A 23,730-nucleotide genomic window follows, 5' to 3' on the forward strand; every position below is an offset into this window, starting at 1 on the left:
TTGTTTAAAAAGAAAAAACCGCGCGCTGAAGGAATGGAGAGTTTTGATACCTTGCTAGGTAAAAGCTCAGTGATTCATGGTCGTATGACTGTGCACGACAGTCTGCGCATTGATGGCAAAGTATTCGGCAACCTAGAGCCAGCAGATAAGTACCCTTGCTCGATTGCGGTTGGTCCAAGTGGAGTTGTCACCGGCAACATTCATTGCAATAAAGCTTATATCGCTGGCAAAGTGATCGGCAATATTTTTGCCAAAGAATTAATCGTCTTGTCTGAGTGTGCCGTGGTTCACGGAGATATCAGCGCTGAAGCATTCACCATCGCAACCGGTGCAGTGATTGAAGGCACGATGCTTCAAGCTAATCGTAAAGTTAGAAACCCACAATCAAATCAGCTTCGCTCAAATATCAGCGCAAGCAGCATGACCTCAGTTCAAAATTAATGTGACCACTGGACGACGCCCGTCCAAGCAGTCAGCAAAACTAAAACTCCAAAAATAATTCGGTACCAAGCAAAGATCCTGAAGTCATGGGTGGCCACATAACGGATCAACCAACGGATACACACAAAGGCAGACACAAAAGAGACTGCGAAGCCAATTCCCAAGGTCGGACCAAAAGTACTCCATGAAGCATCACCTAAAACATGACGCAGTTTGATTAACTCATAGAGTGTTGCACCTGCAATCACTGGAATAGCCAAGAAGAAAGAGAACTCTGTGGCAACCTTTCTTGGTAAACCAAACAACATGCCGCCAATGATGGTTGCACCAGAGCGAGAAGTTCCTGGAATCAAAGCAGCGCATTGCGCCAAACCAATTTTCAATGCATCTCGCCAATTGAGATCATCCACACTATCAATGTCTCGAGAAATTAGTACGCCGTCACCCGCATCAGACTCCAACTTCTTTTGACGAGCCTCTGCCCAAAAAATAATGAAGCCACCCACAATGAATGCTGTGGCCACAGGAATTGGAGAAAATAATGCGCTCTTAATATATTTGCCAAGTAGCAAAGCCAAGACAATGGCTGGAATCGTGGCGATGATGACATTCACGGCAAAACGTTGTGATGCTCTTCTTGAAGCAATACCAGTGACCACACCGATGAGTTTATGACGGTACTCCCAACAAACTGCCAAGATCGCACCAAATTGAATGATGACCTCAAAAGCTTTACCCTTGTCGTCATTAAAATCCAATAGGTCACCCACCAAGATCAAATGACCCGTCGATGAAATCGGCAAAAACTCAGTAAAACCCTCTACCAAGCCCAAGATGACAGCTTTAAGAATTAAATAGATATCCATGGCGTGATGATAAACAATTAATCTGCCAGCAAGAACGGTGAATTAGAAAGTTTTAAAGACTTATTCGTATCGCAACGCCTGTATTGGCTGCATGGATGATGCTTTGCGAGCAGGATAGTAGCCAAAGAAAATACCAATCACAGCAGAGAAGCCCACCGCCAAGATCACTGACAGAACTGAAAGTTGCACTGGCCATTCAGCCAACTCAGCAACCAACCAAGTTCCGAGGCCTCCCAATAAGATTCCAAGCACACCACCAATCGTTGACAGTGTGATGGCTTCCACCAAAAATTGCGACAAGATATCTTTGCCCCTGGCACCAACAGCCAAGCGTAAGCCAATTTCTCGGGTTCTTTCTGTGACTGAGACCAGCATGATGTTCATGATACCAATGCCACCCACCAACAAACTAACTGATGCAACTGCTGCTAATAAGATGGCCATCACTTTGCTCGCAGCTTCTTGAGCTTGAAGTATTTCTGTCAAATTACGTAAAGAAAAATCATCTGGGGTGTTACCACTCAAACGATGGCGTTGGCGTAAAAGATCTCTGACTTTTTCTTCAGCCTCTTTCATATCAACGCCCTCACGCGCTTTAATGAAAATTGAACTGACTCGACCAATGCGCCCTTGTAATGCGCCGAAGATTTTGTTGCGAGCGGTGGACAAAGGCATGATGACGATGTCATCTTGATCTTGCCCCATCATGCTTTGACCTTTGCGCTCCAATAATCCAATCACCGTGAAAGGAACGCCGCGCACGCGGATGATTTGATCCACTGGATCATTGTCACCAAACAACTCTCTGGCAACCGTTTGACCAATGATGGCTACTTTGCCGGCACTAGACATTTCACCAGCTTCAAATAAGCGGCCACTCACAAGAGCCCAATCACGCGCCTCAAAATACTCGGGCGTGGCTCCCACAATTGCTGCCAACCAGTTCGTATTCCCCCACACAATCTGTCCACTGCCACGTTGCGTAGGTGCAGCCACTTGTATTTCTGATATTTCTCGCATGACAGCCCAAGCGTCATCCTCGACCAATGTTTGAGCAGTCCCAGTTCCACCTCGCACACCAGCGGTTGTCACTGAGCCTGCCCACAGGATCATCAAGTTAGAACCCAAGCCAGCAATTTGCTCTTTCACCCGTGCTTGCGCACCACTGCCCACCGCAATCATCACAATCACTGCAGCCACACCGATGATGATGCCCAGCATCGTCAAACCAGAACGCAGTTTGTTCACACGCAGTGCCTGAAGAGCAATCGGTAAGTTCATGACAGAGCACCCAAATTGATCGCTGACGATCCGTCAGTCTTGCCATTTGAATGAGTATCACTCAAGACCTTGCCATCTTTGAATGTGATGGTGCGAGATGCATAAGCTGCCACATCAGGTTCGTGAGTGACCACCACAACAGTCATCCCTTGTTGATTAAGCTGCGTTAAGAGCGCCATCACTTCAGCACTGGTTTTAGAATCCAATGCCCCGGTAGGCTCATCCGCCAGAATTAAATCAGGATCATTGACCAAGGCTCTGGCAATAGCGACTCGCTGTTGCTGACCACCTGATAACTGAGACGGCGTGTTATGAAGACGCTCGCCCAAACCCACTTGTTCCAAACGTTGTTTCGCATGCTCATACCGTTGCTCTTTGGTGAGTCCTGCCAAAGGACCCAGACGGGCATACAGCAAAGGCAAGGCAACGTTCTCAATGGCAGAAGTTCTGGCCAAGAGATTGAACTGTTGGAACACAAATCCAATGCGCCGATTGCGTAAATCTGCCAACTCATCACTGGACATGGTGGCGACATTTTCTCCACCCAATAAATAAGAGCCAGTGCTTGGCTGATCCAAACAACCAATCATGTTCATAAAAGTTGATTTGCCTGATCCAGATGCGCCAACAATCGCAACAAATTCGCCTTGATCAATGGTGATCGACACATCATCCAAAGCGTGAACTGTTTGCTCACCCACGCCATAGGTTTTCACCAAATGATGCGTTTTGATCAAAGTCATGCTCTTGGTCTTTGTCAGTCTTTAGAAGAGTCGTGGGCCTGAAGGACGACTCGCACCTGCTTTGCCTGCGCCAGAAACGCCGATGATGACCAGATCACCAACCTGCAGGGTGGCTATCGCATCTTCGCCCGGTAATACCTCGCTGGCATTACCGTCACTCAAACCTACCCGAATAGATTTTTGAACTGGCTTGTCTTTTAAGCCTGATTTTTCCAACACCCAAACTTTACGCGTGGTCACTTTGACATCCCTGATGGCAGATGGCTTACCAGTCATTGGTGCAGATGCTGGTGTAGATCCTGTCGCACCTGAACTTCTAGATGGGCTGACTGATTCATTCTTTGCCGAACCACTGGTATTAGGCATCTTGAATCTCAAAGCAGCATTCGAGATGCGTAAAACTTTTTCTTTTTGCTCTGTGATGATCGAAGTATTGGCCGTCATTCCTGGTAACAGTTTCAAATCAGTATTTTGAGCACTGAGTAAAACGGTATAAGTAATCACGTTTTGAACATTGATGGGTGCCTTGCGCACTTGCTTGACCTGACTTTGAAACACCTTGCCAGGAAATGCATCGACTGTGAATGTGGCGGCCATACCTTCCACAATGCGACCCACATCTGATTCATCAATGGCTGTTTCAACTTGCATGTCCGCCAAGTTTTGCGCAATGATGAATAACTCTGGAGCCTGCAAACTGGCTGCTACGGTTTGACCTCGCTCAACACTGCGCTTGACCACCACACCATTGACGGGTGAACGAATCACTGTGTCATCCAAAGCTTTTTTGGCCATCGTCAAAGAAGCTTTGGCACTTTTATAAGCGCTGAGAGTTTGATCAAATGCTGCAGGAGAAATGAATTTTTTCTCAATCAGTTTGATATTGTTATCGTGATTGCGTTTAGCCAAAATGTAATTGGCTTCAGCCTGCTCAAATCGAGCCTGCCATTCACGTGGATCAATCCGTGCAATGACTTGGTCCTTTTTCACCACATCATTAAAGTCCACATAAATTTCTTGGACCATGCCAGATACTTGCGTGCCCACTTGCACCGACTTCACAGGATTCAGTGTGCCACTGGCACTGATTGTTACAGCCAAAGGTCCCTCTTCAATTCGAGCAGTTTTGTATTCCGGATCACTCCAACCAAAAACTGAACTCAATATCTTCCAAAGTACCCAAAATACCAAAACGGCTAGAGTGAAATAAACCCCTCGGCGAAACCATATATGGGCCTTCAAAAAGGTTTTGAATTGTTCTAGCCTTGCTTTCAATTGACTGCCAAGGCGGCTCAGTAGAATCTTCATATTAGCAAGTATAGGGTTTTATAAGAAAATCCATATGACAAAGGTCAAATTTGGCATTGGGGTGGGGTTTTTCAACTGCAAACAGCTCATTTTTGATGCAAAATGACAGGATGAAATCAAATACTCTTTGCCTTCCTCAGCACCTTGCACAGAAAAAGCTGGCAATGATGCTTGCATTAGCTTTCGCAGGATCAGTGGCCAGTCTTTCAGTCTTAGCTCAAGGCTCAGTGTCTACTGTGCCACCCAGCACGGTGACCACAAGCAATCCACCCCCTCAAGTCAAACAAAACAACCTCAACACCGAAGTGTTGGATTTGCTCAGCTTGTATCGTGAAGCAGCTTTCAATGACCCAACATTCAACGCTGCCAAATACAGTTACATGGCCGGTAAAGAAAAGCGTTGGCAAGGTTTATCTGTTTTAGCTCCTCAGGTGGTTGCAACTGGTAGCGAAACAAAAAGTGATGTCTTCAATGCCAGACTTGGAACTCGTAGCAATGATTTGATGTCCAGAGCTTGGACTGTCAAACTCACCCAACCTCTTTTTAGCTGGGATAAATGGGCTCAGTTCAGACAAGGTGACTTAAACGCCAACATTTCAGAGGCTCAATTTGCCGCTGCAGAACAAGATTTGGTGATACGAGTCACCGAAGCTTATTTCAATGTTTTAAATGCCGAAGACTCTTTAAATCTATCCAGAAATAAAAAAGCGTTGATTGCTGAACAACTAGAACAAGCGAAACGTAATTTTGAGGTGGGCACATCGACCATCACTGACACACATGAAGCACAATCTCGTTATGACTTGGTTGTTGCTCAAGAATTAGCTGCAGAAGCTGATTTAACGATCAAACGTGGCGCACTTGAACAAATCACTGGCAAACAAATCGCCCAACTCAAATCATTGAGCAATACGGCCAAAATTGATGCGGTCGCCAAGGACAGAAAAGTTAAGCTTAAAAAAGGTGAAAAGCCTACTCCTGTGAACGTCCAACAAGTGGTGGCAGTTCAACCTGGACAGACGATTCAGGATTGGGTCAAACAAGCTGAAGATGTGAGCTACAGCATCATAGCCAGCAAATTAACTTATGAAGTGGCTACGAAAGAAACGCAACGCGCTTATGCAGGTCATGCACCCTACGTTGATTTTATTGGCCAGCGTGGCTATAGCGATAGTGAAAATACACTCTCCTCTGATGGCACGATGCTCAATACTCGGTCTTATTCAACTCAAGCCATCATTCAATTGACGGTGCCTCTCTTCTCAGGTGGTTACAACCAATCTGTGGTTCGAGAAAAATCTGCCTTGGCAAATAAAGCATTAGCCGACTTAGAAAACACCCGTCGCTCTGTAGCGCAAACCACACGCCAAGCGTATTTAGGATTCAACAATGGTTTGGCTCAAGTAAAAGCTTATGAAGCCGCGGAGATTTCAGCTCTGAGCGCCTTGGAATCTAACAAGCTTGGCTACGAAGTGGGTGTGCGCATCAACATCGATGTGCTGAATGCTCAAGACACTTTGTTCACGACTCGCAGAGACTTGGCGAAGGCCCGTTATGACACCATCTTGAATGGTCTCAAGCTCAAAGCTCAAGCAGCAGTGCTCAGCGACGAAGACCTACAGGCTGTCAATGCTTTATTAAAGTAAAACTTATAACGCCGTTATTTAAAAGCCAAGAATGTGATGAACATTCTTGGCTTTTTTAATTTGATGCAATCACTTTTTCAAATAGTTAACCAGCATGGAAGGCTAGTACAACGCTCAAACAAAGACCTACTTGAATAAACGATAAACCCACCATCCACTTGATCAGATCGTTTTTCAATTCACCTTGAGAAAAAAGTAGCTTTGCTTCCAACAGATTCAAATCAGTTTTAGTGGCAAGATTTTCAAATGAGTCTCTCACTGCTTCAGTCATCCCCTCTGCGTGAGTTTGAGAAAAACCCACACCAGTTAATTGTTTTTTAAACTTCAATGTGTCAAACAACGTTGTCATAGAAAATTTATGATGAGATTGTTAAGATCTCATCATAAAGTAAACAATAACCTTCTTATAAAAACTAGTATTAGTTTTTTACCTTCAACTTCGCAAACGCCTCAGCAAAAGCAGTATTTCCTAATGGTGCAGACGAAGTCTGCTGTCTTTGACTCGAGGACTTTACTGAAGTCTTCGCTCCATTGTTACTAAATCTCTCGCCGGGCTGTGAACGAGCCGCAGTACTCGACGGCGCAGAATCATTCAACTTCATCGTTAAGCCAATGCGTCGACGCTTTACATCAACTTCAAGCACCTTCACTTTAACTACTTGACCAGCCTTCACCACCTCATGAGGATCTTTGACGAACTTATCAGCCAACGCAGATACGTGCACCAAACCATCTTGATGAACACCAATGTCTATGAAAGCTCCAAAGGCTGCCACGTTGGTCACAACGCCTTCCAAAATCATGCCCGGAATCAATTGATTGATATCTTCCACGCCGTCTTCGAAGGTCGCCGTTTTAAATTCTGGTCGTGGATCACGACCAGGCTTTTCTAACTCAGCCAAAATATCTTTGATGGTCACAACACCAAATTTGTCATCCACCAGTTTTTGAATCACATCATTGGCAGCCACCTTTTTGAGCAATTCTTTGTTACCAATCACTTCAGTCACGGGCTGACCCAATTGCTTCAACATCTTTTCAACCAGCGGATAAGACTCGGGATGCACAGAAGATTGATCGAGCGGATTATCACCCCCGCTGATACGCAAAAATCCTGCGGCTTGCTCAAAGGCTTTGTCACCTAAACGCGGCACCTCTTTCAAAGCCTCACGATTATTAAAGCGTCCCTTGCTATCTCTAAAAGCAACAATGTTTCTGGCTAAGCCGGCATTCAGACCAGACACTTTAGACAGCAATGGCACTGATGCCGTATTCAGATCTACACCCACAGCATTCACACAATCCTCCACAACAGCATCCAAAGTTCTAGATAACTGGAATTGGTTCACATCATGCTGATACTGACCCACACCAATGGCCTTGGGCTCAATCTTCACCAATTCCGCCAAAGGATCTTGCAAACGACGTGCAATCGATACAGCACCACGAAGCGATACATCTAACTCCGGAAACTCAAGGGCCGCCAATTCAGAGGCAGAGTACACAGAAGCGCCAGCTTCAGACACAACAATTTTTTGCAAACCAAAATCACCGGATGATGACTTTTGACTATTTAATAACTTCATCAAGTCTTTCACCAAGCGATCAGTCTCACGACTGGCAGTGCCATTACCAATAGCCACCAAAGACACCTGATGTTTCACACACAAAGCACCTAAAACTGCCAAAGAACCATCCCAGTCTTTACGTGGTTCATGTGGATAAATCGTGGAAGTCTCTAATAACTTTCCTGTGGCATCAACAACAGCCACTTTACAGCCTGTTCTAATTCCTGGGTCAACCCCCATCACCACTTTCGGGCCAGCAGGAGCAGCTAATAGAAGTTCGTGGAGGTTGCGTGCAAAAACTTTGATTGCCTCTGTCTCAGCCGCTTCACGCAATTGTGTGAACAATGCCATTTCTAAGGATAAAGACGTTTTTACACGCCATGTCCAACGGCACACCTCTGCCAACCACTTATCTGATGAGCGACCCAATGACTCAATGCCCACATGCTTGGCGATCATCACTTCGCAAGGATGAGGCACTAATGCCTCTTGAGAGTCTTCTAAAGACAACTTGAGTTGCAATACCCCTAACTGACGTCCTCTAAAAAGAGCCAAAGCACGGTGTGAGGGCACTAAGCGAACTGGTTCAGAATAAGCGTAGTAATCTCGGAACTTTTCCTCCTCTGCCATCTCTTTGCCATCAGTAACTTTGGATGTCATCAAACCCTGTGACCACAAGAAGTCACGAAGCTTGGCTAGTAAAGGCGCCATTTCAGAAAACTCTTCGGCCAAGATATCTCTGGCACCATCCAAAGCCGTCTTTACATCGGGTACCAAAGGCTTGCCACCATGAATACTCTCGTCACCCGCTTGAGACTTTTTAATATCTTCAGCACTGAGATCTGCATAGGCAGCAGGATCAATATTGATATATTTCACGGCTTCAACTTGAGGGTCGAGGGTAGGGTCAGCCATCAAAGCTCGAGCCAAAGGCTCTAATCCTGCTTCACGGGCAATCATCGCTTTGGTACGACGTTTTGGCTTATAAGGCAAATAAAGATCTTCTAAAGCCTGCTTGGTATCGGCAGCGCCAATAGATGTCATCAAAGCATCGGTTAACTTACCTTGCTCATGAATTGATTTGAGAATCGCCACACGACGCTCTTCAAGCTCACGCAAATACAGTAAACGTTCTTCAATATTGCGCAATTGTGTGTCATCCAAACCACCTGTGACCTCTTTTCGATAGCGCGCAATAAAGGGCACCGTAGCACCCTCATCCATCAAACCAACAGCCACCCCAATTTGCTGAGGTCGCACTTTCATTTCTGTGGCGATTTGGTTATTAATGCGCAAAGCAATCTGCTCTGCCGAAGGCAAATTTAAATCCATGGGCTTACTCAAATGATTGGGATTAATTAAAAGATGATTTAAGGGAAGTGAGACTGGATGATATTGATCACTTCTTGGGCAGTCGGTGGCTGACCCTTATCACCCAAGTTATGAATATTTGAAGACCAATAGCCTTCAGTTTTCCAACGAGGAGAATCACAATACAACTCAATCGTTGGCACACCTAAAATGGCAGACAAATGGGTCAAGCCTGTATCAACACCGATGGTTATCTTGGCACCAGCCACCAAACCAAAGGCATCAGCAATTGAAAACGCATTCGGCACAATCGCTTTAGAACCCACCAAACCAGTCAATGTGTATTGACCGGCCATTTTCTTAGCCAATTGCTGACTGACTTCTTTTTCTTTGTCATTGCCCCACGGTAAAACTATTTGTATACCCCGCCCGATGAGCTCTTTGCCAACGGCCACCCAGGCATCATCTGACCAACGCTTTGATTTACCAGCCGTCGCATGAAAACACATCACGTAAGGCTTAGAAACATCAAACCCCAAATCCACTCTAGTGGATGCAAAACCTAGCTTAGCAGCATCGACTAAAGACTGAACATAGGCTGGCGGATAAAACTGAGGAGGTGAAGCAACGCGATCAGGCACTGGTAAATCAAGTGCTGAGGCCGTTACCCAGCGCGAACGATCAACCGCATGACAATGAAACGGCACTTGCACTGGATCAGTGTAGAAACGACGAGCCCAAGGCTCATAACCAGAAAACTCAGTTTGATTCGCCAAACCAAAGACTGAAGCAGTCTTTTTGGGGTTGGCTAAATGGGTCACCCAAGCAGACTTGAGCAAGCCCTGGGTTTCAATGATCAGATCATATTGGGTAGCAGCAATATCTGCTTTGAACGCAATGTACTCCTGAATGCTGCGGATGAATTCACCGCGCTTCAATGCCTTTTTCCAGCGACGGAATGACAAAGGGATGATGCGGTCAATGCCAGCAAAAACAGGTGATACAGTTGTTTTAAGAGGTTCCAATAAGCCCACATAGCCTTCTTCAACCACCCAATCAATTTGGGCATCTGGATATTTGGCACGCAGATCCCAAACTATGGGCAAATTGTGCAAAACATCACCCAAAGAGGACAATTTAACGATCAAAATCTTCATGGGGTCTATTTTCGCTTAAATATCAAAGGACATTGATTTTTTCAAATAAGCAAGCTGAAAAGACTAAAATTACCCAATGCCTAATAACTCAATCCCAGCATGCCCTGTTTGCGGCATGGAAAATACTTACCCTGATGGTGAAAACATCATTTGCCCAGATTGCTCGTATGAGTGGCCAGCAAACACCCCATCAGTTGAGGCAGAAGAGAAAAGAATATATAAAGATGCCTATGGCAACATCTTGAATGATGGCGATACAGTCACCCTCATCAAGGACCTAAAAGTTAAAGGCTCTTCTTTAGTTATCAAAGGTGGCACCAAAATCAAGAACATCCGCTTGGTGGATGGAGACCATGACATTGATTGCAAAGTCGATGGTCAAAGCATGTTGCTTAAATCTGAATTTATGAAGAAGGCTTAAATCAGCCATCTATTCATAACCATTGGGATTCATAGATTGCCAACGCCAGCTATCCTCGCACATGCGATATAGATCATACTCAGCTCTCCAATTGAGATCTTTTTGGGCACGAGCTGAGTCGGAGTAAAAAGCAGCAATATCGCCAATACGACGAGGAGCAAACTGATATGGAATTTTACGGTTTGAGGCTTTTTCAAAAGCTTTAACTAAATCAAGCACACTAAATCCTTTACCGGTACCTAAATTAACCAAGATAGACCCCTTACCAGACATTAAATAATTGAGCGCTTTTAAGTGACCACGCGCCAAATCAACAACGTGAATATAGTCACGAACACCAGTGCCATCATGAGTTAACCAATCATTGCCATATATAGATAAATGAGGCCTCTTACCAATTGCAACTTGTGTAATGTACGGCATCAAATTATTTGGTATACCAAGAGGATCCTCACCAATAAAACCGCTTTCATGGGCTCCAATAGGATTAAAGTACCTTAAGTAGGCAACTGAAAAGTTGGGGTTAGAAATTTCCAAATCTCTTAGCATTTGCTCACTCATCAGCTTTGTCCAGCCATAAGGACTGGTTGAACCTAACGGCATACCCTCCTGATAAGGAATTGGATTATTTGCATCATAGACAGTTGCTGAAGAGCTAAAAACAAGAGTGAAACAATTTTTCTCACTCATCACTTGAGTCAACTCCAAAATCCCACCTAAATTATTTTTATAATATTCAAGCGGATTATTTACAGACTTACCAACAGCCTTTAATGCAGCAAAATGTATTACAGCATCAATTGAATACAAATTAAAAAGGCTTTTCAAAGCATTCGAATTGCATACATTCATTTCAATAAATTTGGGCTTAACAGACGTTATAGCCTCAATGCGATCTAAAACCTTAATATTAGAATTACATAAGTTGTCAATCCCCACCACATCATAGCCAGCATTAAGAAGCTCAACCCATGTGTGAGATCCAATATAGCCAGTTGCACCCGTAATTAAAATCATGAAAAATCTTTAAAGTTTGGCAATAAAATTTCAGGAAAAATGCAGATAAGTGTTGAGTTAAAGTTAAATAATCAAAAAAACATTTGCCTTATAATACTTCAACCATCAAGCGTATACTTTAAAAGTGTTATCCCCGCCTCTACCTCCCATTTATGTTCTATCTGTAAAAACATTTACAGATAGAATTAGCCATATTCAAAAAGAAATGGCAAAGCATGATCTAAAATTTGAATTCATTTTTGAATATGACATCGATCAAATATCTCCCACAGATGATTATCAACATTTTTCACAAAACTCCAAGCTCTCTAAAGCTGCCAAATCAATCACACTCAAGCACATTGCTGCATGGAGAAAATGTCTAGAGAAAAATCACCCACAAATTTTAGTTTTTGAAGATGACGTTGTTTTAGATGCCGATTTCCCAAAGAAAGTTATAGAAATATTACAAAAAATTAGAGGAATACCACAGAAATACTTAATTTTTTTAGGCGGAGCAGATACTAAAGTCCCTAAAAATTTTTTCTCAAATGATGATTATTTTTTTAAGTTAAATATGCCAACTGCCGAAGCGTACATAACTGATTTAGACGCAGTAAAAGCCAGGTTAGAATGGTTAAATATCAACAAAATTTCACTTCCAGCCGATCATGCAACTGTAAAAATTGATCAAGATTGCTCTATTGCGCATTATTGGCCTAAAAAATCTTTAGTTACTCAAGGAAGTGTCTTTGGTCTCTTTAGAACAACTTTAGATAAAAGTAGAGCTCGTAAAAGTCCAATAATTAACAATCTTATTTTTAAATGGAAAAAATTTAAACGCAGAACTTTTCCGCAGGCTTACTATAACTTTATAAAAATCTTCAAACAGCCATGAAAATCTTTATTCAATCACACTCCGTTAATAAAATATGCTTAGATGCATCACCATGGATTTCCGCTGCTCTTTTAGTGGCACTATTTTTTTCAGCGCCGGCAGTAAACATCTTAGAGTCCATCTTGATTATTACAGTAATTATCTCAAAGGACTTGAGAGCTAGATTCGTTCAAAACTTAAAATCACCACTTATTGTCGCGGCTTTAACATTCTATGGAATTATTATTATAGGTGCAACGTATAGTATAGGGCCAATTAATGAAGCCTGGGGGATGGTATTTGGCTGGAGAAAAATTATCATTCTTCCATTTGTTTTTTGCGCAATTTCTACAGCAAAAGATAAAAGTTTTTTGCTAAAAACATTTCTAGCAACTTCAACACTTTGCCTAATATGGTCGTATTTTAGTTACTTTATACCGGAACTCTTCTACCATAAGGATGTTCCTGGAATTATTATAAAAAATCATGCAACCCAAGGTATGTTTTTCGGTATAGCCATTTTCGTAGCATTAATTTTTCAAGATGGCAACACAACATCTCGTCAAAACAAAGTTTTACTCTATATATTTACTGGACTAACCCTATTCAACATCATGACCATCACTTTTGGCAGAAGTGGATATCTAGTAGTTGCCACACTCATTGTGATTTACACCCTTCAAAGAGTGCGTGAATTTAGTTTTTATAAGCAATCAATAATAATCACCCTAGTTTTAGCCATGCTACTAGGAATGTTCATGTCCTCCAAAACTTCTAGGGAGCGTATTCAATTAGGCGTCAATGAATTCACCCAACTCAAAACCGAGGGTGATGCTGGCTCAATGGGCGTTCGTCACTACTGGTGGCAACATAGTTTAAATATGATTAAGAAAAATCCAATTTTCGGCATCGGTACAGGCTCCTTTGAGAAGGGTTTAGAAAATGAAATTAAAAATCTAACCGGTCCTGCCGCTACAAAAACAAATGACCCACATAATCAATATCTAAAAATAACTGTGGAGCAAGGTATTCTTGGTCTTGTAATTTTCTTAAGTATTATTTTTAGTGCGTTCATTGCAAAAAATGTGTCGAAACCTTTTGGATTAATTGGTTTAGGAGTGCTTACAAGCTGGTGTGCCACAAGCCTTGCTAACTCACATTTTTCAACATTTCATGAAGGCCATTTCATTTGGTTTTGGCTTGGCGCTATGCTTTCTCCTGAAAAATGAAGATAATTTTTAATACCGGTGTTTTTGGTAAACATGGCATTGAGCGTGCCCTTTCTAATATATTATTAGAGTTACCCCCAGCAGTTAATCAGTACATTCTTCATCAAATTTATGAGCTTGATTTTAAAAGTCAATTTCTAGATGAAATCAACTCAATCGTAACTCATGACTGCGCTTTACCTCGAATAAGTTTTTGGGGAAATCTACACATGAACAGAAGAAAAAGTATTTTCCATAAACTAATTGATTCAATTGGATTACTAAAGATACATAGCCTAATTGCAGAAAATATCAATCGGCACCAAGCTGACATTGTTGTTGATTATGATTTATCTTTATTAAGATCAGCTCACCTAATTAATGCACCAAAAATTGGGGTTTTTCATTTTAGGCCTAAACGCTTCAGAAATGGAGGAGCCAATAAGCTTCGTCGAATAGGAGAGCGCCTACATCATTATCAAAAATTAGTAGTTTTATGTGATGAAATGTATCAAGAGGCATGCTATGTATGGCCACACCTTAAAGATAAATTAATTGTTTTACCTAATCCCATTAACCTGCCTCTCTTAATTAAAAAGTCAGAAGAGCCAGTCAAACTGCCAGCTGAAATTACCGCTGGCGAATACTTTATATCAATTGCAAGATTGACTCACCAAAAAAATATTGCATTACTACTGAGGTCTTACAAATTAGCAAAGGAACTTGGGTGCACATGGCCGCTAGTGATTGTTGGGGATGGCGAAGATAAAAATATCTTAACTCAACTAAGTGCTGATTTAGCAATAATGGAAAATGTTTTATTTTTGGGTTATCAAACTAATCCGCATCCATATTTGGCAAAAGCAGGGGCTTTTGTAATGAGCTCGCGCGAAGAAGGTTTTCCTGTTAGCTTATTGGAGGCTATGGCATTAGGCTGCCCAATTATTTCTCTTGCGTGCCCAACTGGTCCAACCGACATCCTTCAACATGGTAGATTAGGCAAACTAATTGCGTTCACCGAAGATAACCCCCATGAGATTGGCAAAGCGATGCTCGAAATGAGTAATAATGCTGGTCACAGGAAAAATTATTCGGAAGAATCAAAGCTATTTGTAGAAAAATTTTCATCACCAAAAATAGCTGAGCAAATGATGAGTCTATTGAGAGATATAGCCAGCAACCAGAAGTCTTAAATGAACTTTTATTGCTGACTCATCATTGATTGAGATAGCTTCATGCAGTTCGGCTAGCACCAACTCTAATTGATTCCAGGCAATAAAACTCTCTCTAGCCTTCATGATTCTAGGATGATTAGTGGGCTCAGGATTATCTCCAATCAATAATTCTTCATAAAGTTTTTCTCCAGGCCTCAATCCAGTAATTTGAATTTTTATATCACCATTAGGATTCAGTTCATCTTTTAAACTTAATCCAGATAATTCGATTAATTTCTTAGCTAAATCTATAATTTTTACGGGTTTACCCATATCCAAAATAAATACTTCCCCACCCTGGGACATTCTTGCTGCCTGCAAGACTAGCTGTGCCGCCTCGGGAATTGTCATGAAGTATCTAGTGACCTCAGGGTCCGTTAAAGTGACTGGGCCACCATCTTGAATTTGCTTTCTAAATAGAGGAATCACGGATCCAGATGAACCCAACACATTGCCAAATCGAACCATTGAAAAACATGTGTTTGAGCTGCGCTCAGTTAGAGATTGAAGAATCATTTCTGCGATACGCTTACTGGCTCCCATTACATTGGTTGGCCTAACAGCCTTATCAGTACTAATCAGAATAAACTTCTCAATACCTAATTCAAGGGCAATCGTAGCAAGATTGAGAGTTCCCCAAACATTATTATTAATTGATGTAGCAATATTAGATTCAACCAGGGGTACATGCTTATAAGCCGCGGCATGATAAATAATCTGAACTTTTTCCGACTTCAAAAGATCTGTTAGATTCTTTACATCCAAAACACTGCCCAACTTAGGAATCAAGTCAATTTTTAAATCTTGTTGTTTAATCAGGTGAGATAGCTCTTGCTCAATGGCATATAAATTAAATTCACTATGTTCTAATAGAACTATTTTTTGAGGTTTCAAAAGAATAATTTGTCGGCATAATTCACTACCAATCGAACCGCCAGCACCAGAAACTAAAACAACTTTATCTTCATGAAGGGTGTCATTAACGTCTACCTGAAGAGCCACATCTCTACCTAACAAATCATCTATATCGACTTCTTTTAAATCACTGAGATGCAATGTGCCATCGGCAAAATCTGCTAGATTAGGAAGAGATCTCACGTGCACATGATGTCTTGATAGTTCAGCCAGAATTTCACACCTGCGTGATCTTTTTGTAGAAGGCAGTGCCAATAAAACGTCACTCACGCCAGCTACTTCTTTTAATTGCAAGAGTTGCTCTGCTCCATACACTTTTAAGCCATCAATTGTACCCCCCTGCAATGTTTTATTGTCATCAACAAAACCGACTACCTTCATTGTCTCCGCTGCCCGGATTGAATAAGCAGCCTGCCTTCCTGATTGACCTGCCCCGTAAATTAAGACTTTAGGCCTCTCTTGATACGCAAAAATATTACGGTAGACCTGACCTAATAAAAATCTAGCAGAGAACCTACTTGTACTAACCAATAGAAAAGCTAATAATGGTTGAATAATACCAATACTGCGTGGAATTTCTTCAGGCTTGAAGAGTAGATTTAGTGCAAAAAATAGCATCAAACCATAAAAAGCTGAGGACTTTGCTATAGCAATAATTGTAAATTGACCTGCATAACGGAAAATGGCCTTGTACAATCCAAAAGTGATAAAAGTTGGTAAAGAAAATAACAGTGATAAGTAATAGGCCCCATAATGATTGCTTTTTGGAATCTCCCAACTATCAAGTCGCAACGAAAAAGCGAGCCAAGTCGCTAATAAAATCAGCATGCTATCAACAACTAAAACAAAAGTCTTCTTTAGTGGCCGAGGCATCTCAATAAATAGATTTTGTAAAAAAGCTGGCATTTGTTTTTTACTCAATGTGCCACCCCATCACTTTTCATAACTTTTAATATAGTTAATCCAATAATCTTGATATCAAACAGTAGCGACTGGCGCTGTAGATATTCATGATCATAAGCAACTTTTTTCTGATCAGTTAGGTCATCACGACCGTTGACTTGAGCCCATCCAGTTAAACCGGGGAGTAGAGTATTTATTTGAAGCCTGGTTCTATCCTCTATCAAATGATATTGATTGAAGAGCGCAGGTCTTGGTCCTACAAATGACATCTCACCCTTATATATTGACCAAAGTTGTGGTAATTCATCTAAGCTCAATCTCCTGATTAAACCACCCATCGGAATTAAGTAATTAGTCGGATTATGTAGTTGATCAGTTGAAACAGCAGGGGTATTGAGCAACATTGTTCTGAATTTCGGCATTCTGAATATTTGATTCGCCTTTCCCACTCTGTCTGACCAATACAAAATTGGGAATCCGGATTGCATCAAAATCAACAAAGCAACAATCACAGCTGGCAAAAATACCAAAGGTAATAGCAGTAGCAATAAAAATAAGTCAAACAGTCTTTTCATATTGCAGCAAAGTCAGACTGTATTGTTGATAAAAATACATCAACATCTAGCATAAAATTACCTAATCACAAAGAGTGGCAAATTAGAACTAGTAACACTTAGCGTTAGAATTGCACCAGCAAGTCCAGCAGCTGTGTTACGACCATTTAGCTCCAAAAGAAATTAGCATCAAAACTTATTTTACCATTGAGTGATAAAACTAATAAATACTCAAGATACGAAGAATTATCACCATTTTTAGTACATTCGGATAAGGCCCCGCTTTTTGACCCTGTCAATTGTTAACCCTAAAATATTTTTATCTTCAATTAGCCGCACAAATGACTTAAGACAAGCCTCGCGCAAAGTTGACCTAAAACAAGTTTTAGAATCTCCTGATAATACGACTGGTTTGATATGGCTAGATACCACCAAATTTTATGTGAAATACTAAGATTTAAAGCTAAAAACAGTATTAATTCAGCCTAATCAAATTTAGGCGCACGGCTCCATGACAAACCTTGCAAGTCCTTAATATTCATAATTGGAACTCCATCAATCTTTGGCCACTGAATATTCAATGCAGAATCATTCCAAGCAATGCATTGCTCACTACCAGGATCCCAATAATCAGTTGTTTTGTATAAGAATTCAGCCTCATCAGATAACACCAAAAATCCATGAGCAAAACCCTCAGGAACCCAAAGTTTTTTTTTATTGTCAGAGGTAAGTTCAATTCCAACCGATTGACCATAAGTTTTTGATGATTGACGAAGATCGACGGCCACATCAAAGACCACCCCTCGATAAACACTTACCAACTTACCTTGTGTTTGTCGTGTTTGATAGTGCAAACCTCGGAGCACATCCTTTTTTGAAAAGGAATGATTATCTTGGACAAAAGTAATTTGCCGACCCACTGCATCAGAAAAATCTCTTTCGTTAAATGATTCAAAAAACCAACCACGACCATCACTAAAGACTTTAGGTTCAATAACAAGCACATCGGGTATTGCTGTTGGTGTAACAGTCATTGGCATTAAATCTTCTCCATCAATATTTTTTCTAAATAACGGCCATAATCATTTTTTTTAAGTGAAGCCGCTAACTTTAAAACATGCTCTGCGTTTATCCAACCTTGGCGATATGAGACTTCTTCAGGGCAAGCCACTATCAAGCCTTGCCTTTTTTGTAAAGTCGCTACAAAGCTCGATGCATCTAAAAGAGAATCATGGGTGCCTGTATCTAACCAAGCATAACCTCGCCCCATCAACTCCACGTGCAAATGACCTAATTCCATATACTTACTATTGATATCCGTAATTTCCAGTTCGCCACGAGCACTTGGCTGAAGACTCGCGGCAATATCACAAACTTGTTCATCGTAAAAATACAAACCTGTAACCGCATAATTACTTTTAGGTTTTGAGGGTTTTTCTTCAATAGAAACTGCTTTAAATCTTTCGTCAAACTCAACAACGCCATAACGCCAAGGATCATTGACTTGATATGCAAATATCGTAGCACCGGCAGTTTGATGGTTTGCAAAATGTAACTGCTTAACCAACTCATGTCCATAAAAAATATTGTCGCCAAGCACTAGAACTGAGGGATTGTTACCAATAAAATCCTTTCCAATAATAAAAGCTTGGGCTACGCCATCAGGAGCTAGTTGCACAGCATATCCAATCTGAATACCCCATTGAGAACCATCGCCTAAAAGCTCGATGAAACGTGGAGTATCGTGTGGGGTTGAAATTAACAAAATATCTTTAATTCCAGCAAGCATCAAAGTTGTTAACGGATAATAGACCATCGGTTTATCGTAAACAGGCATGAGTTGCTTAGAAGTTGCAAATGTTGCTGGATATAAGCGTGAACCTGAGCCACCAGCCAGAATAATCCCCTTGCGCTTACTATTATTAGATAGTGTTGTAATCATAATTTCTTATCTTTTATTCATCAATTTTTTATATTAAAAATAACGTGATGTCTCACATAATCTTCGACTTGCTCTTGCCAATGAGGATATTGTCTAGAAAATTCTAACTTAGATAGAGCTCGCTTTAGCTTAGAGTTATTAATACTAGAGTTATAAGGTCTTTTGGCAGGCAATGGGTAATCTATCGCAGGTATAGGAAAGATGTTCTTTTCATTGACCTTAACTCTCCTACCAACAGAAGCAGCCACCTCAATGATAAAAATAGCTAATTCATACCAAGAGGTTTTGCCATCAGGTACTGCATGATAAATTCCTGACTCACTCTTTGAGTTAGCTATTTGCACTCCAATTTCAGCCAACCACTTAGCAGAAGTAGGTACACCCAATTGATCACACACCACTCTTAGTTGATCTTTCTCAGCTGCCAAACGTAACATTGTTAGAATGAAATTACCGCCATCACCATATACCCATGAAGTTCGCAAGATGAAATATCTGGAAAGATTATCCTGAGCACTTGCGTACCTAGAATCTTGGCCAAAATTAAATACCTCCTCCACAGCTTTTTCCCCAGCTAATTTACTTTGCCCATAGATACTTAATTTCTCTATCGGACCTGTTGAATCTGTTTCAAAGTAGGCTGTTTTTTTTGTATCTCCGAAAACATAATCGGTAGAATAATGCACCAAAATTCCATGCGGTACATTTGCAATGTAACGCGCCATAACCTCCGGAGCTTTGGCATTGACGGCAAAAGCAAGCTGAATTTCACTTTCAGCTTTATCAACTTCTGTATAAGCCGCAGCATTAATAATTATGCTTGGAGAATAATGATTAAGAATTTTTTTAATGGCTAGCTCATCAGATAAATCACAGTCTAATCTCCCTAAAAATATGACAGGCACCTTTAAATGATTAAAATATTCCTGCAAAGATTTACCTATTTGGCCATCTCGACCAAAAATTAGTATTGGCTGATTTAAATTAAACAGTTTAAGAGATGAGTAAAGCATATAAATTTATATCTCTCATGAGTATTGTTTTTTTAACCAATCGCGATAAGCACCACTGAGAACGCCCTCCGTCCAATCTTGATTGTCGAGGTACCACTGGACTGTTTTACGAATTCCAGTTTCAAAAGATTCAGAAGGCCTCCAACCCAAGTCTTGCTCAATCTTTCTAGCATCGATGGCATAGCGTCGATCATGCCCCGGGCGATCTTTCACATATGTAATTTGTGCAGCATAGGGAGCACCATCTGTTTTAGGTCTTAATTCATCCAAAATACTACAAATGGTATTGACTACATCAAGGTTTGACTTCTCATTCCAACCACCTACGTTATAGACCTCTCCAGTTTTACCATTTTCTAAGACTCGACGAATAGCTGCACAATGATCCTTAACATACAACCAATCACGAATCTGCTGACCATCACCATAAATCGGTAGAGATTTACCCGCCAAGGCATTCATAATAACTAAAGGTATTAACTTTTCCGGGAAATGATATGGTCCATAGTTATTAGAGCAATTGGTTGTTAATACAGGCAAACCATAGGTGTGATACCAAGCACGAACAAGATGGTCGGAAGCTGCCTTAGAGGCTGAATAAGGGCTATTCGGCTCATATGGATTTTTTTCCGAAAAAGGGCGAGCTGTGGAAGAAAGTGACCCATAAACCTCATCAGTGGAGACATGTAAGAACCGAAAATTTTGCTGATTCTTTTGAGCTAATTCAGACCAATAAGTACGGCTAGCCTCAAGAAGATTAAAAGTCGCCAAGACATTAGTCTGAATAAAGTCAGCAGGCCCATGAATTGACCGATCTACATGAGACTCAGCAGCAAAATTAATGATTGCTCGAATCTGATATTTATTTAATAAAGATAAGACTAAATTGCAATCAGCAATATCACCATGAACAAAAATATGCCGAGCATCTTTCTCAAGAGACTGAAGAGTTGCCAAGTTACCGGCATACGTTAGCTTATCCAAATTTACAACGCCTTCTGCACTTGGATTAGCCAACCAATCCAACACAAAATTCCCGCCAATAAAACCTGCACCGCCAGTAACTAAAATCATAGTTTTAACGCTTGATTAAATGTGTATAAAATTTAGAAATTTATCATAAAGAAATGATTTATTTGAATTAGATTTTCAGGATATCCCGCTTTATAATAAAAAATCAAGGAGTTAATTTGGTAAAGTTATTGAAACAATATAAAAATATATGGCTCAATATAAAGATGGTTCGCAGAACATATTTTTTGCTTGCCAATTAAATTGATAAATGACACCTATAAAAATTTAGCCAATATTCAGTTAGCATATCGGAATTAAATTTATCAAGAACTCTACTTCTAGCAGCATAAGAGTAACGAGCCACTTCCTGCGGATTATTCAAAAATCTCTCTAAACAGCAGACAATATCTTCGATATCTCCAACCTTATGCAACAACCCCGTCTCTTGATTCAAAATGGCATCTGATATACCGTAAATATTAGATGCTATAGCGGGAAGCCCTGTTGCTGCAGCTTCAATAACAACATTGCCAAAACCCTCTCTATAGCTTGGCAAACACAATGCATTTGAGGCTGCCAAATATCGCTCAGGCTCAAGAGTTAAGTCAATAAATCGCAAACGGAAAAGGTGGGCTTGGTTTAATGATTTAACCTGTTCCCTAAAGGACCCCTCATCAGGACCAACAATAAGCATGTACGCCAGATTATTATTTATTCTTGAAAAAGCTTCAGCTAAATCAAGTATACCTTTACTCTTATTAAGCCTTCCCAGATAAATAAATACAAATGCATCACGAGGAATTGAAAGCTCAAACCTAACCTCATTAAAAATATCGACATTTGGCAAAAATCGCTTGATATTTACACCAGACACAGAGCCTGAGCCAAATACAATTGATTTTTTTTCATACAATACATTCTGCTTAACTAAAAAGTCTTTTTGAGATGGACTATCAATCATATTAATCGTTGTCAACTTACCAATTAAAAAATCAACAGTCTTTAAAAAATATCTTCGAATCCCACTGTCATTAACCCAAATCTGGCCTGTAAAACTATGCACTCTCAGAGGAATACGAGTGAGAAATGCGGCCAACATGGCAAGCAATCCAGATTTAGGCGTAATTGAATGGACTGCCATCGGTCTATTTTTTAAAAAAAGATAAATTAAATAAAGTAGACAAAATAAATCACTAGCTAAACTTATGTGTCTAGAAATTTTCAAAGGAATTACTTTTACATTTACTCCTTTTTTTATTAAAAAAATAGGGTCAGAAGTATTAGTAATTACTGTTAAATCATAGAAACATGAAAGCCTTTGTAAATGACTCAGCAAAAAGGCATTAACCGCAAATTCAACAGTTGCAACAAAAAAAATTTTTGGCTTGTGATTATCCATTTAAATATCTAGAGTACTCAATAGAAAATTCAGGGATAGATTTTTTAGGAGAAAATCCCAGCATGTCCTTTATTTTTGTACACGGATAAGTTGTTCTAGATACCAAAGAATCAATTCTATTCTTAGTAAGAGGCAATCGAAAAAACCCTGAAAGAGCCCCGACAAAAATTCTTAGTGGCTTTTCTGGTACACATAAAAAATTGTGGTTAAAGCCCGAATGGTGAGAAATGCTATCAACAATCTCTGAAAGATTACAATCATTTGATAAATTAAAAATTTGGTTGCATGCTTTTTTATTAACTGAACAAATTATAAGAGCATCCACAACATCATCAACATGAATGTATGTTGAAATTGTTTTTTTTGAACCAACATAGAAGAATCTACGCTTCTCAATGGCTTTTAAAAGCCCAAAAAAAGATTGATTTGACATCGAAGTTCCAACGATGTTAGATGGTCTGAGTATAGTGTATGTCATCCCAATATTATTAACAGACTCCATAATCATTTCATCAGCTAATGTTTTAGTTATCTCATAGGTACCAACGGGCTTTGAGTCCGATAGTTCATCAACAATTCTTTCGGCACCAGGAGTAACTGAAGGTCCATAAGCTCCAACACTACTTAGCTGTACCCAATGCTTTGGCTTTCTATCAAATGTATAACCTTTATGAACAGCATCAATAAGTTTGCGCGTTCCCTCAACATTAAGCGCAAACATCTTATCTTGATTCGCAATCTCACCTGCACAATGAAAAATTACATCACAACCAATTGCAATTTCTGATAAATCTCTATCAGATGTTAAATCACCAATCACTATTTCTACATCATCAATTGTAATTGGCGATGTAGATCTTGATAAAAGTCGAACTGAGTTTCCGTTATTCAAGAGCTTTTTTACAAGCAACTGACCTACAAAGCCATTACCACCAGTTACCAGAGCTTTCATA

The 23,730-nt window shown here is 40.5% G+C and carries 22 protein-coding genes; 6 read left to right on the top strand and 16 right to left on the bottom strand.

The genetic code is table 11. The annotated features are described in order from the left end of the window. The gene (locus ICE88_RS02750; RefSeq protein ID WP_216249081.1) at positions 1–441 is read left to right on the top strand and encodes a polymer-forming cytoskeletal protein; all 441 of its coding nucleotides are present in this window, start codon (positions 1–3) and stop codon (positions 439–441) included. Here ICE88_RS02750 and ICE88_RS02755 read toward each other — a convergent pair. Genes ICE88_RS02755 through ICE88_RS02770 form a run of 4 tightly spaced genes read right to left on the bottom strand, consistent with a single transcriptional unit; the run spans position 438 to position 4,495 of the window. Beyond that, positions 438–1,307 carry an undecaprenyl-diphosphate phosphatase gene (locus ICE88_RS02755; RefSeq protein WP_216249083.1) on the bottom strand — a complete coding sequence of 290 codons (870 nt, stop codon included), beginning with the start codon at positions 1,305–1,307 and terminating at the stop codon, positions 438–440. The two genes, ICE88_RS02750 and ICE88_RS02755, sit on opposite strands and share 4 nt — an antisense overlap. 60 nt (positions 1,308–1,367) lie before the next feature. Next, positions 1,368–2,588 carry an ABC transporter permease gene (locus tag ICE88_RS02760; RefSeq protein ID WP_216249085.1) on the bottom strand — a complete coding sequence of 407 codons (1,221 nt, stop codon included), beginning with the start codon at positions 2,586–2,588 and terminating at the stop codon, positions 1,368–1,370. After that, positions 2,585–3,331, bottom strand: a complete 747-nt coding sequence (locus ICE88_RS02765) for an ABC transporter ATP-binding protein (protein WP_304608742.1) — start codon at positions 3,329–3,331, stop codon at positions 2,585–2,587. Before ICE88_RS02765 ends, ICE88_RS02760 begins: the two co-directional genes overlap by 4 nt. Before the next feature lie 21 nt (positions 3,332–3,352). Further along, on the bottom strand, positions 3,353–4,495 hold the full coding sequence (locus ICE88_RS02770; RefSeq protein ID WP_216249087.1) for an efflux RND transporter periplasmic adaptor subunit: 1,143 nt from the start codon (positions 4,493–4,495) through the stop codon (positions 3,353–3,355). A 308-nt stretch (positions 4,496–4,803) separates the two neighbouring features. Between ICE88_RS02770 and ICE88_RS02775 the strand changes: the two genes are divergently transcribed. Then, entirely contained in the window at positions 4,804–6,285 is a 1,482-nt protein-coding gene (locus ICE88_RS02775) for a TolC family protein (protein WP_255535179.1), read from the top strand. An 85-nt stretch (positions 6,286–6,370) separates the two neighbouring features. Here the strand turns inward: ICE88_RS02775 and ICE88_RS02780 are convergent, their stop codons facing one another. From ICE88_RS02780 to waaC, 3 genes are all read right to left on the bottom strand, one after another. Continuing rightward, on the bottom strand, positions 6,371–6,634 hold the full coding sequence (locus tag ICE88_RS02780; RefSeq protein ID WP_216249089.1) for a CCDC90 family protein: 264 nt from the start codon (positions 6,632–6,634) through the stop codon (positions 6,371–6,373). Positions 6,635–6,704: 70 nt separating this feature from the next. Continuing rightward, positions 6,705–9,185: a Tex family protein gene (locus tag ICE88_RS02785; RefSeq protein ID WP_216249091.1), complete on the bottom strand. Its 2,481-nt coding sequence runs from the start codon at positions 9,183–9,185 to the stop codon at positions 6,705–6,707. A gap of 38 nt (positions 9,186–9,223) precedes the next feature. Further along, the gene (gene waaC / locus ICE88_RS02790; protein WP_216249093.1) at positions 9,224–10,321 is read right to left on the bottom strand and encodes a lipopolysaccharide heptosyltransferase I; all 1,098 of its coding nucleotides are present in this window, start codon (positions 10,319–10,321) and stop codon (positions 9,224–9,226) included. Between the two features lie 76 nt (positions 10,322–10,397). Between waaC and ICE88_RS02795 the strand changes: the two genes are divergently transcribed. Continuing rightward, the gene (locus ICE88_RS02795; protein ID WP_216249095.1) at positions 10,398–10,742 is read left to right on the top strand and encodes a zinc ribbon domain-containing protein YjdM; all 345 of its coding nucleotides are present in this window, start codon (positions 10,398–10,400) and stop codon (positions 10,740–10,742) included. Between the two features lie 9 nt (positions 10,743–10,751). Here ICE88_RS02795 and galE read toward each other — a convergent pair whose 3' ends face one another. Further along, the gene (galE, locus tag ICE88_RS02800) at positions 10,752–11,759 is read right to left on the bottom strand and encodes a UDP-glucose 4-epimerase GalE (protein WP_216249097.1); all 1,008 of its coding nucleotides are present in this window, start codon (positions 11,757–11,759) and stop codon (positions 10,752–10,754) included. 124 nt (positions 11,760–11,883) lie between these two features. Here galE and ICE88_RS02805 point away from each other — a divergent pair, with 124 nt between their 5' ends. Genes ICE88_RS02805 through ICE88_RS02815 form a run of 3 tightly spaced genes read left to right on the top strand, consistent with a single transcriptional unit; the run spans position 11,884 to position 15,016 of the window. Next, the gene (locus tag ICE88_RS02805; protein ID WP_216249099.1) at positions 11,884–12,636 is read left to right on the top strand and encodes a glycosyltransferase family 25 protein; all 753 of its coding nucleotides are present in this window, start codon (positions 11,884–11,886) and stop codon (positions 12,634–12,636) included. After that, positions 12,633–13,844, top strand: a complete 1,212-nt coding sequence (locus ICE88_RS02810; RefSeq protein WP_216249100.1) for an O-antigen ligase — start codon at positions 12,633–12,635, stop codon at positions 13,842–13,844. The genes ICE88_RS02805 and ICE88_RS02810 overlap by 4 nt, the downstream gene beginning before the upstream one ends. Next, entirely contained in the window at positions 13,841–15,016 is a 1,176-nt protein-coding gene (locus ICE88_RS02815; protein WP_216249102.1) for a glycosyltransferase, read from the top strand. Before ICE88_RS02810 ends, ICE88_RS02815 begins: the two co-directional genes overlap by 4 nt. On the opposite strand, the gene ICE88_RS02820 is transcribed toward ICE88_RS02815, so the two are convergent. The 8 genes from ICE88_RS02820 to ICE88_RS02855 all read right to left on the bottom strand — a co-directional run bounded on the left by ICE88_RS02820 (position 14,981) and on the right by ICE88_RS02855 (position 23,729). Next, positions 14,981–16,873 (bottom strand): nucleoside-diphosphate sugar epimerase/dehydratase, encoded by a 1,893-nt coding sequence (locus ICE88_RS02820; RefSeq protein WP_255535180.1) that lies wholly within the window; start codon positions 16,871–16,873, stop codon positions 14,981–14,983. The two genes, ICE88_RS02815 and ICE88_RS02820, sit on opposite strands and share 36 nt — an antisense overlap. Next, positions 16,870–17,430, bottom strand: coding sequence for a sugar transferase (locus tag ICE88_RS02825; RefSeq protein ID WP_216249104.1), 561 nt, complete (start codon positions 17,428–17,430; stop codon positions 16,870–16,872). Before ICE88_RS02825 ends, ICE88_RS02820 begins: the two co-directional genes overlap by 4 nt. 464 nt (positions 17,431–17,894) lie before the next feature. Next, positions 17,895–18,443: a dTDP-4-dehydrorhamnose 3,5-epimerase gene (gene rfbC / locus ICE88_RS02830; protein ID WP_216249106.1), complete on the bottom strand. Its 549-nt coding sequence runs from the start codon at positions 18,441–18,443 to the stop codon at positions 17,895–17,897. Between the two features lie 5 nt (positions 18,444–18,448). After that, positions 18,449–19,351: a glucose-1-phosphate thymidylyltransferase RfbA gene (rfbA, locus tag ICE88_RS02835; protein WP_216249108.1), complete on the bottom strand. Its 903-nt coding sequence runs from the start codon at positions 19,349–19,351 to the stop codon at positions 18,449–18,451. A 20-nt stretch (positions 19,352–19,371) separates the two neighbouring features. Beyond that, positions 19,372–20,364, bottom strand: coding sequence for a dTDP-4-dehydrorhamnose reductase (rfbD, locus tag ICE88_RS02840; RefSeq protein ID WP_216249110.1), 993 nt, complete (start codon positions 20,362–20,364; stop codon positions 19,372–19,374). 15 nt (positions 20,365–20,379) lie between these two features. Next, a complete protein-coding gene (gene rfbB, locus ICE88_RS02845; protein WP_216249111.1) occupies positions 20,380–21,438 on the bottom strand; it encodes a dTDP-glucose 4,6-dehydratase in 1,059 nt (352 codons plus the stop codon). A 196-nt stretch (positions 21,439–21,634) separates the two neighbouring features. Further along, positions 21,635–22,777: a glycosyltransferase gene (locus ICE88_RS02850; protein ID WP_216249113.1), complete on the bottom strand. Its 1,143-nt coding sequence runs from the start codon at positions 22,775–22,777 to the stop codon at positions 21,635–21,637. Then, on the bottom strand, positions 22,770–23,729 hold the full coding sequence (locus tag ICE88_RS02855; protein ID WP_216249116.1) for an NAD(P)-dependent oxidoreductase: 960 nt from the start codon (positions 23,727–23,729) through the stop codon (positions 22,770–22,772). The genes ICE88_RS02850 and ICE88_RS02855 overlap by 8 nt, the downstream gene beginning before the upstream one ends. Position 23,730: the final 1 nt, after the last annotated feature.

The organism is Polynucleobacter sp. AM-26B4 (genome assembly GCF_018882285.1).
Classification (GTDB): Bacteria; Pseudomonadota; Gammaproteobacteria; order Burkholderiales; family Burkholderiaceae; genus Polynucleobacter.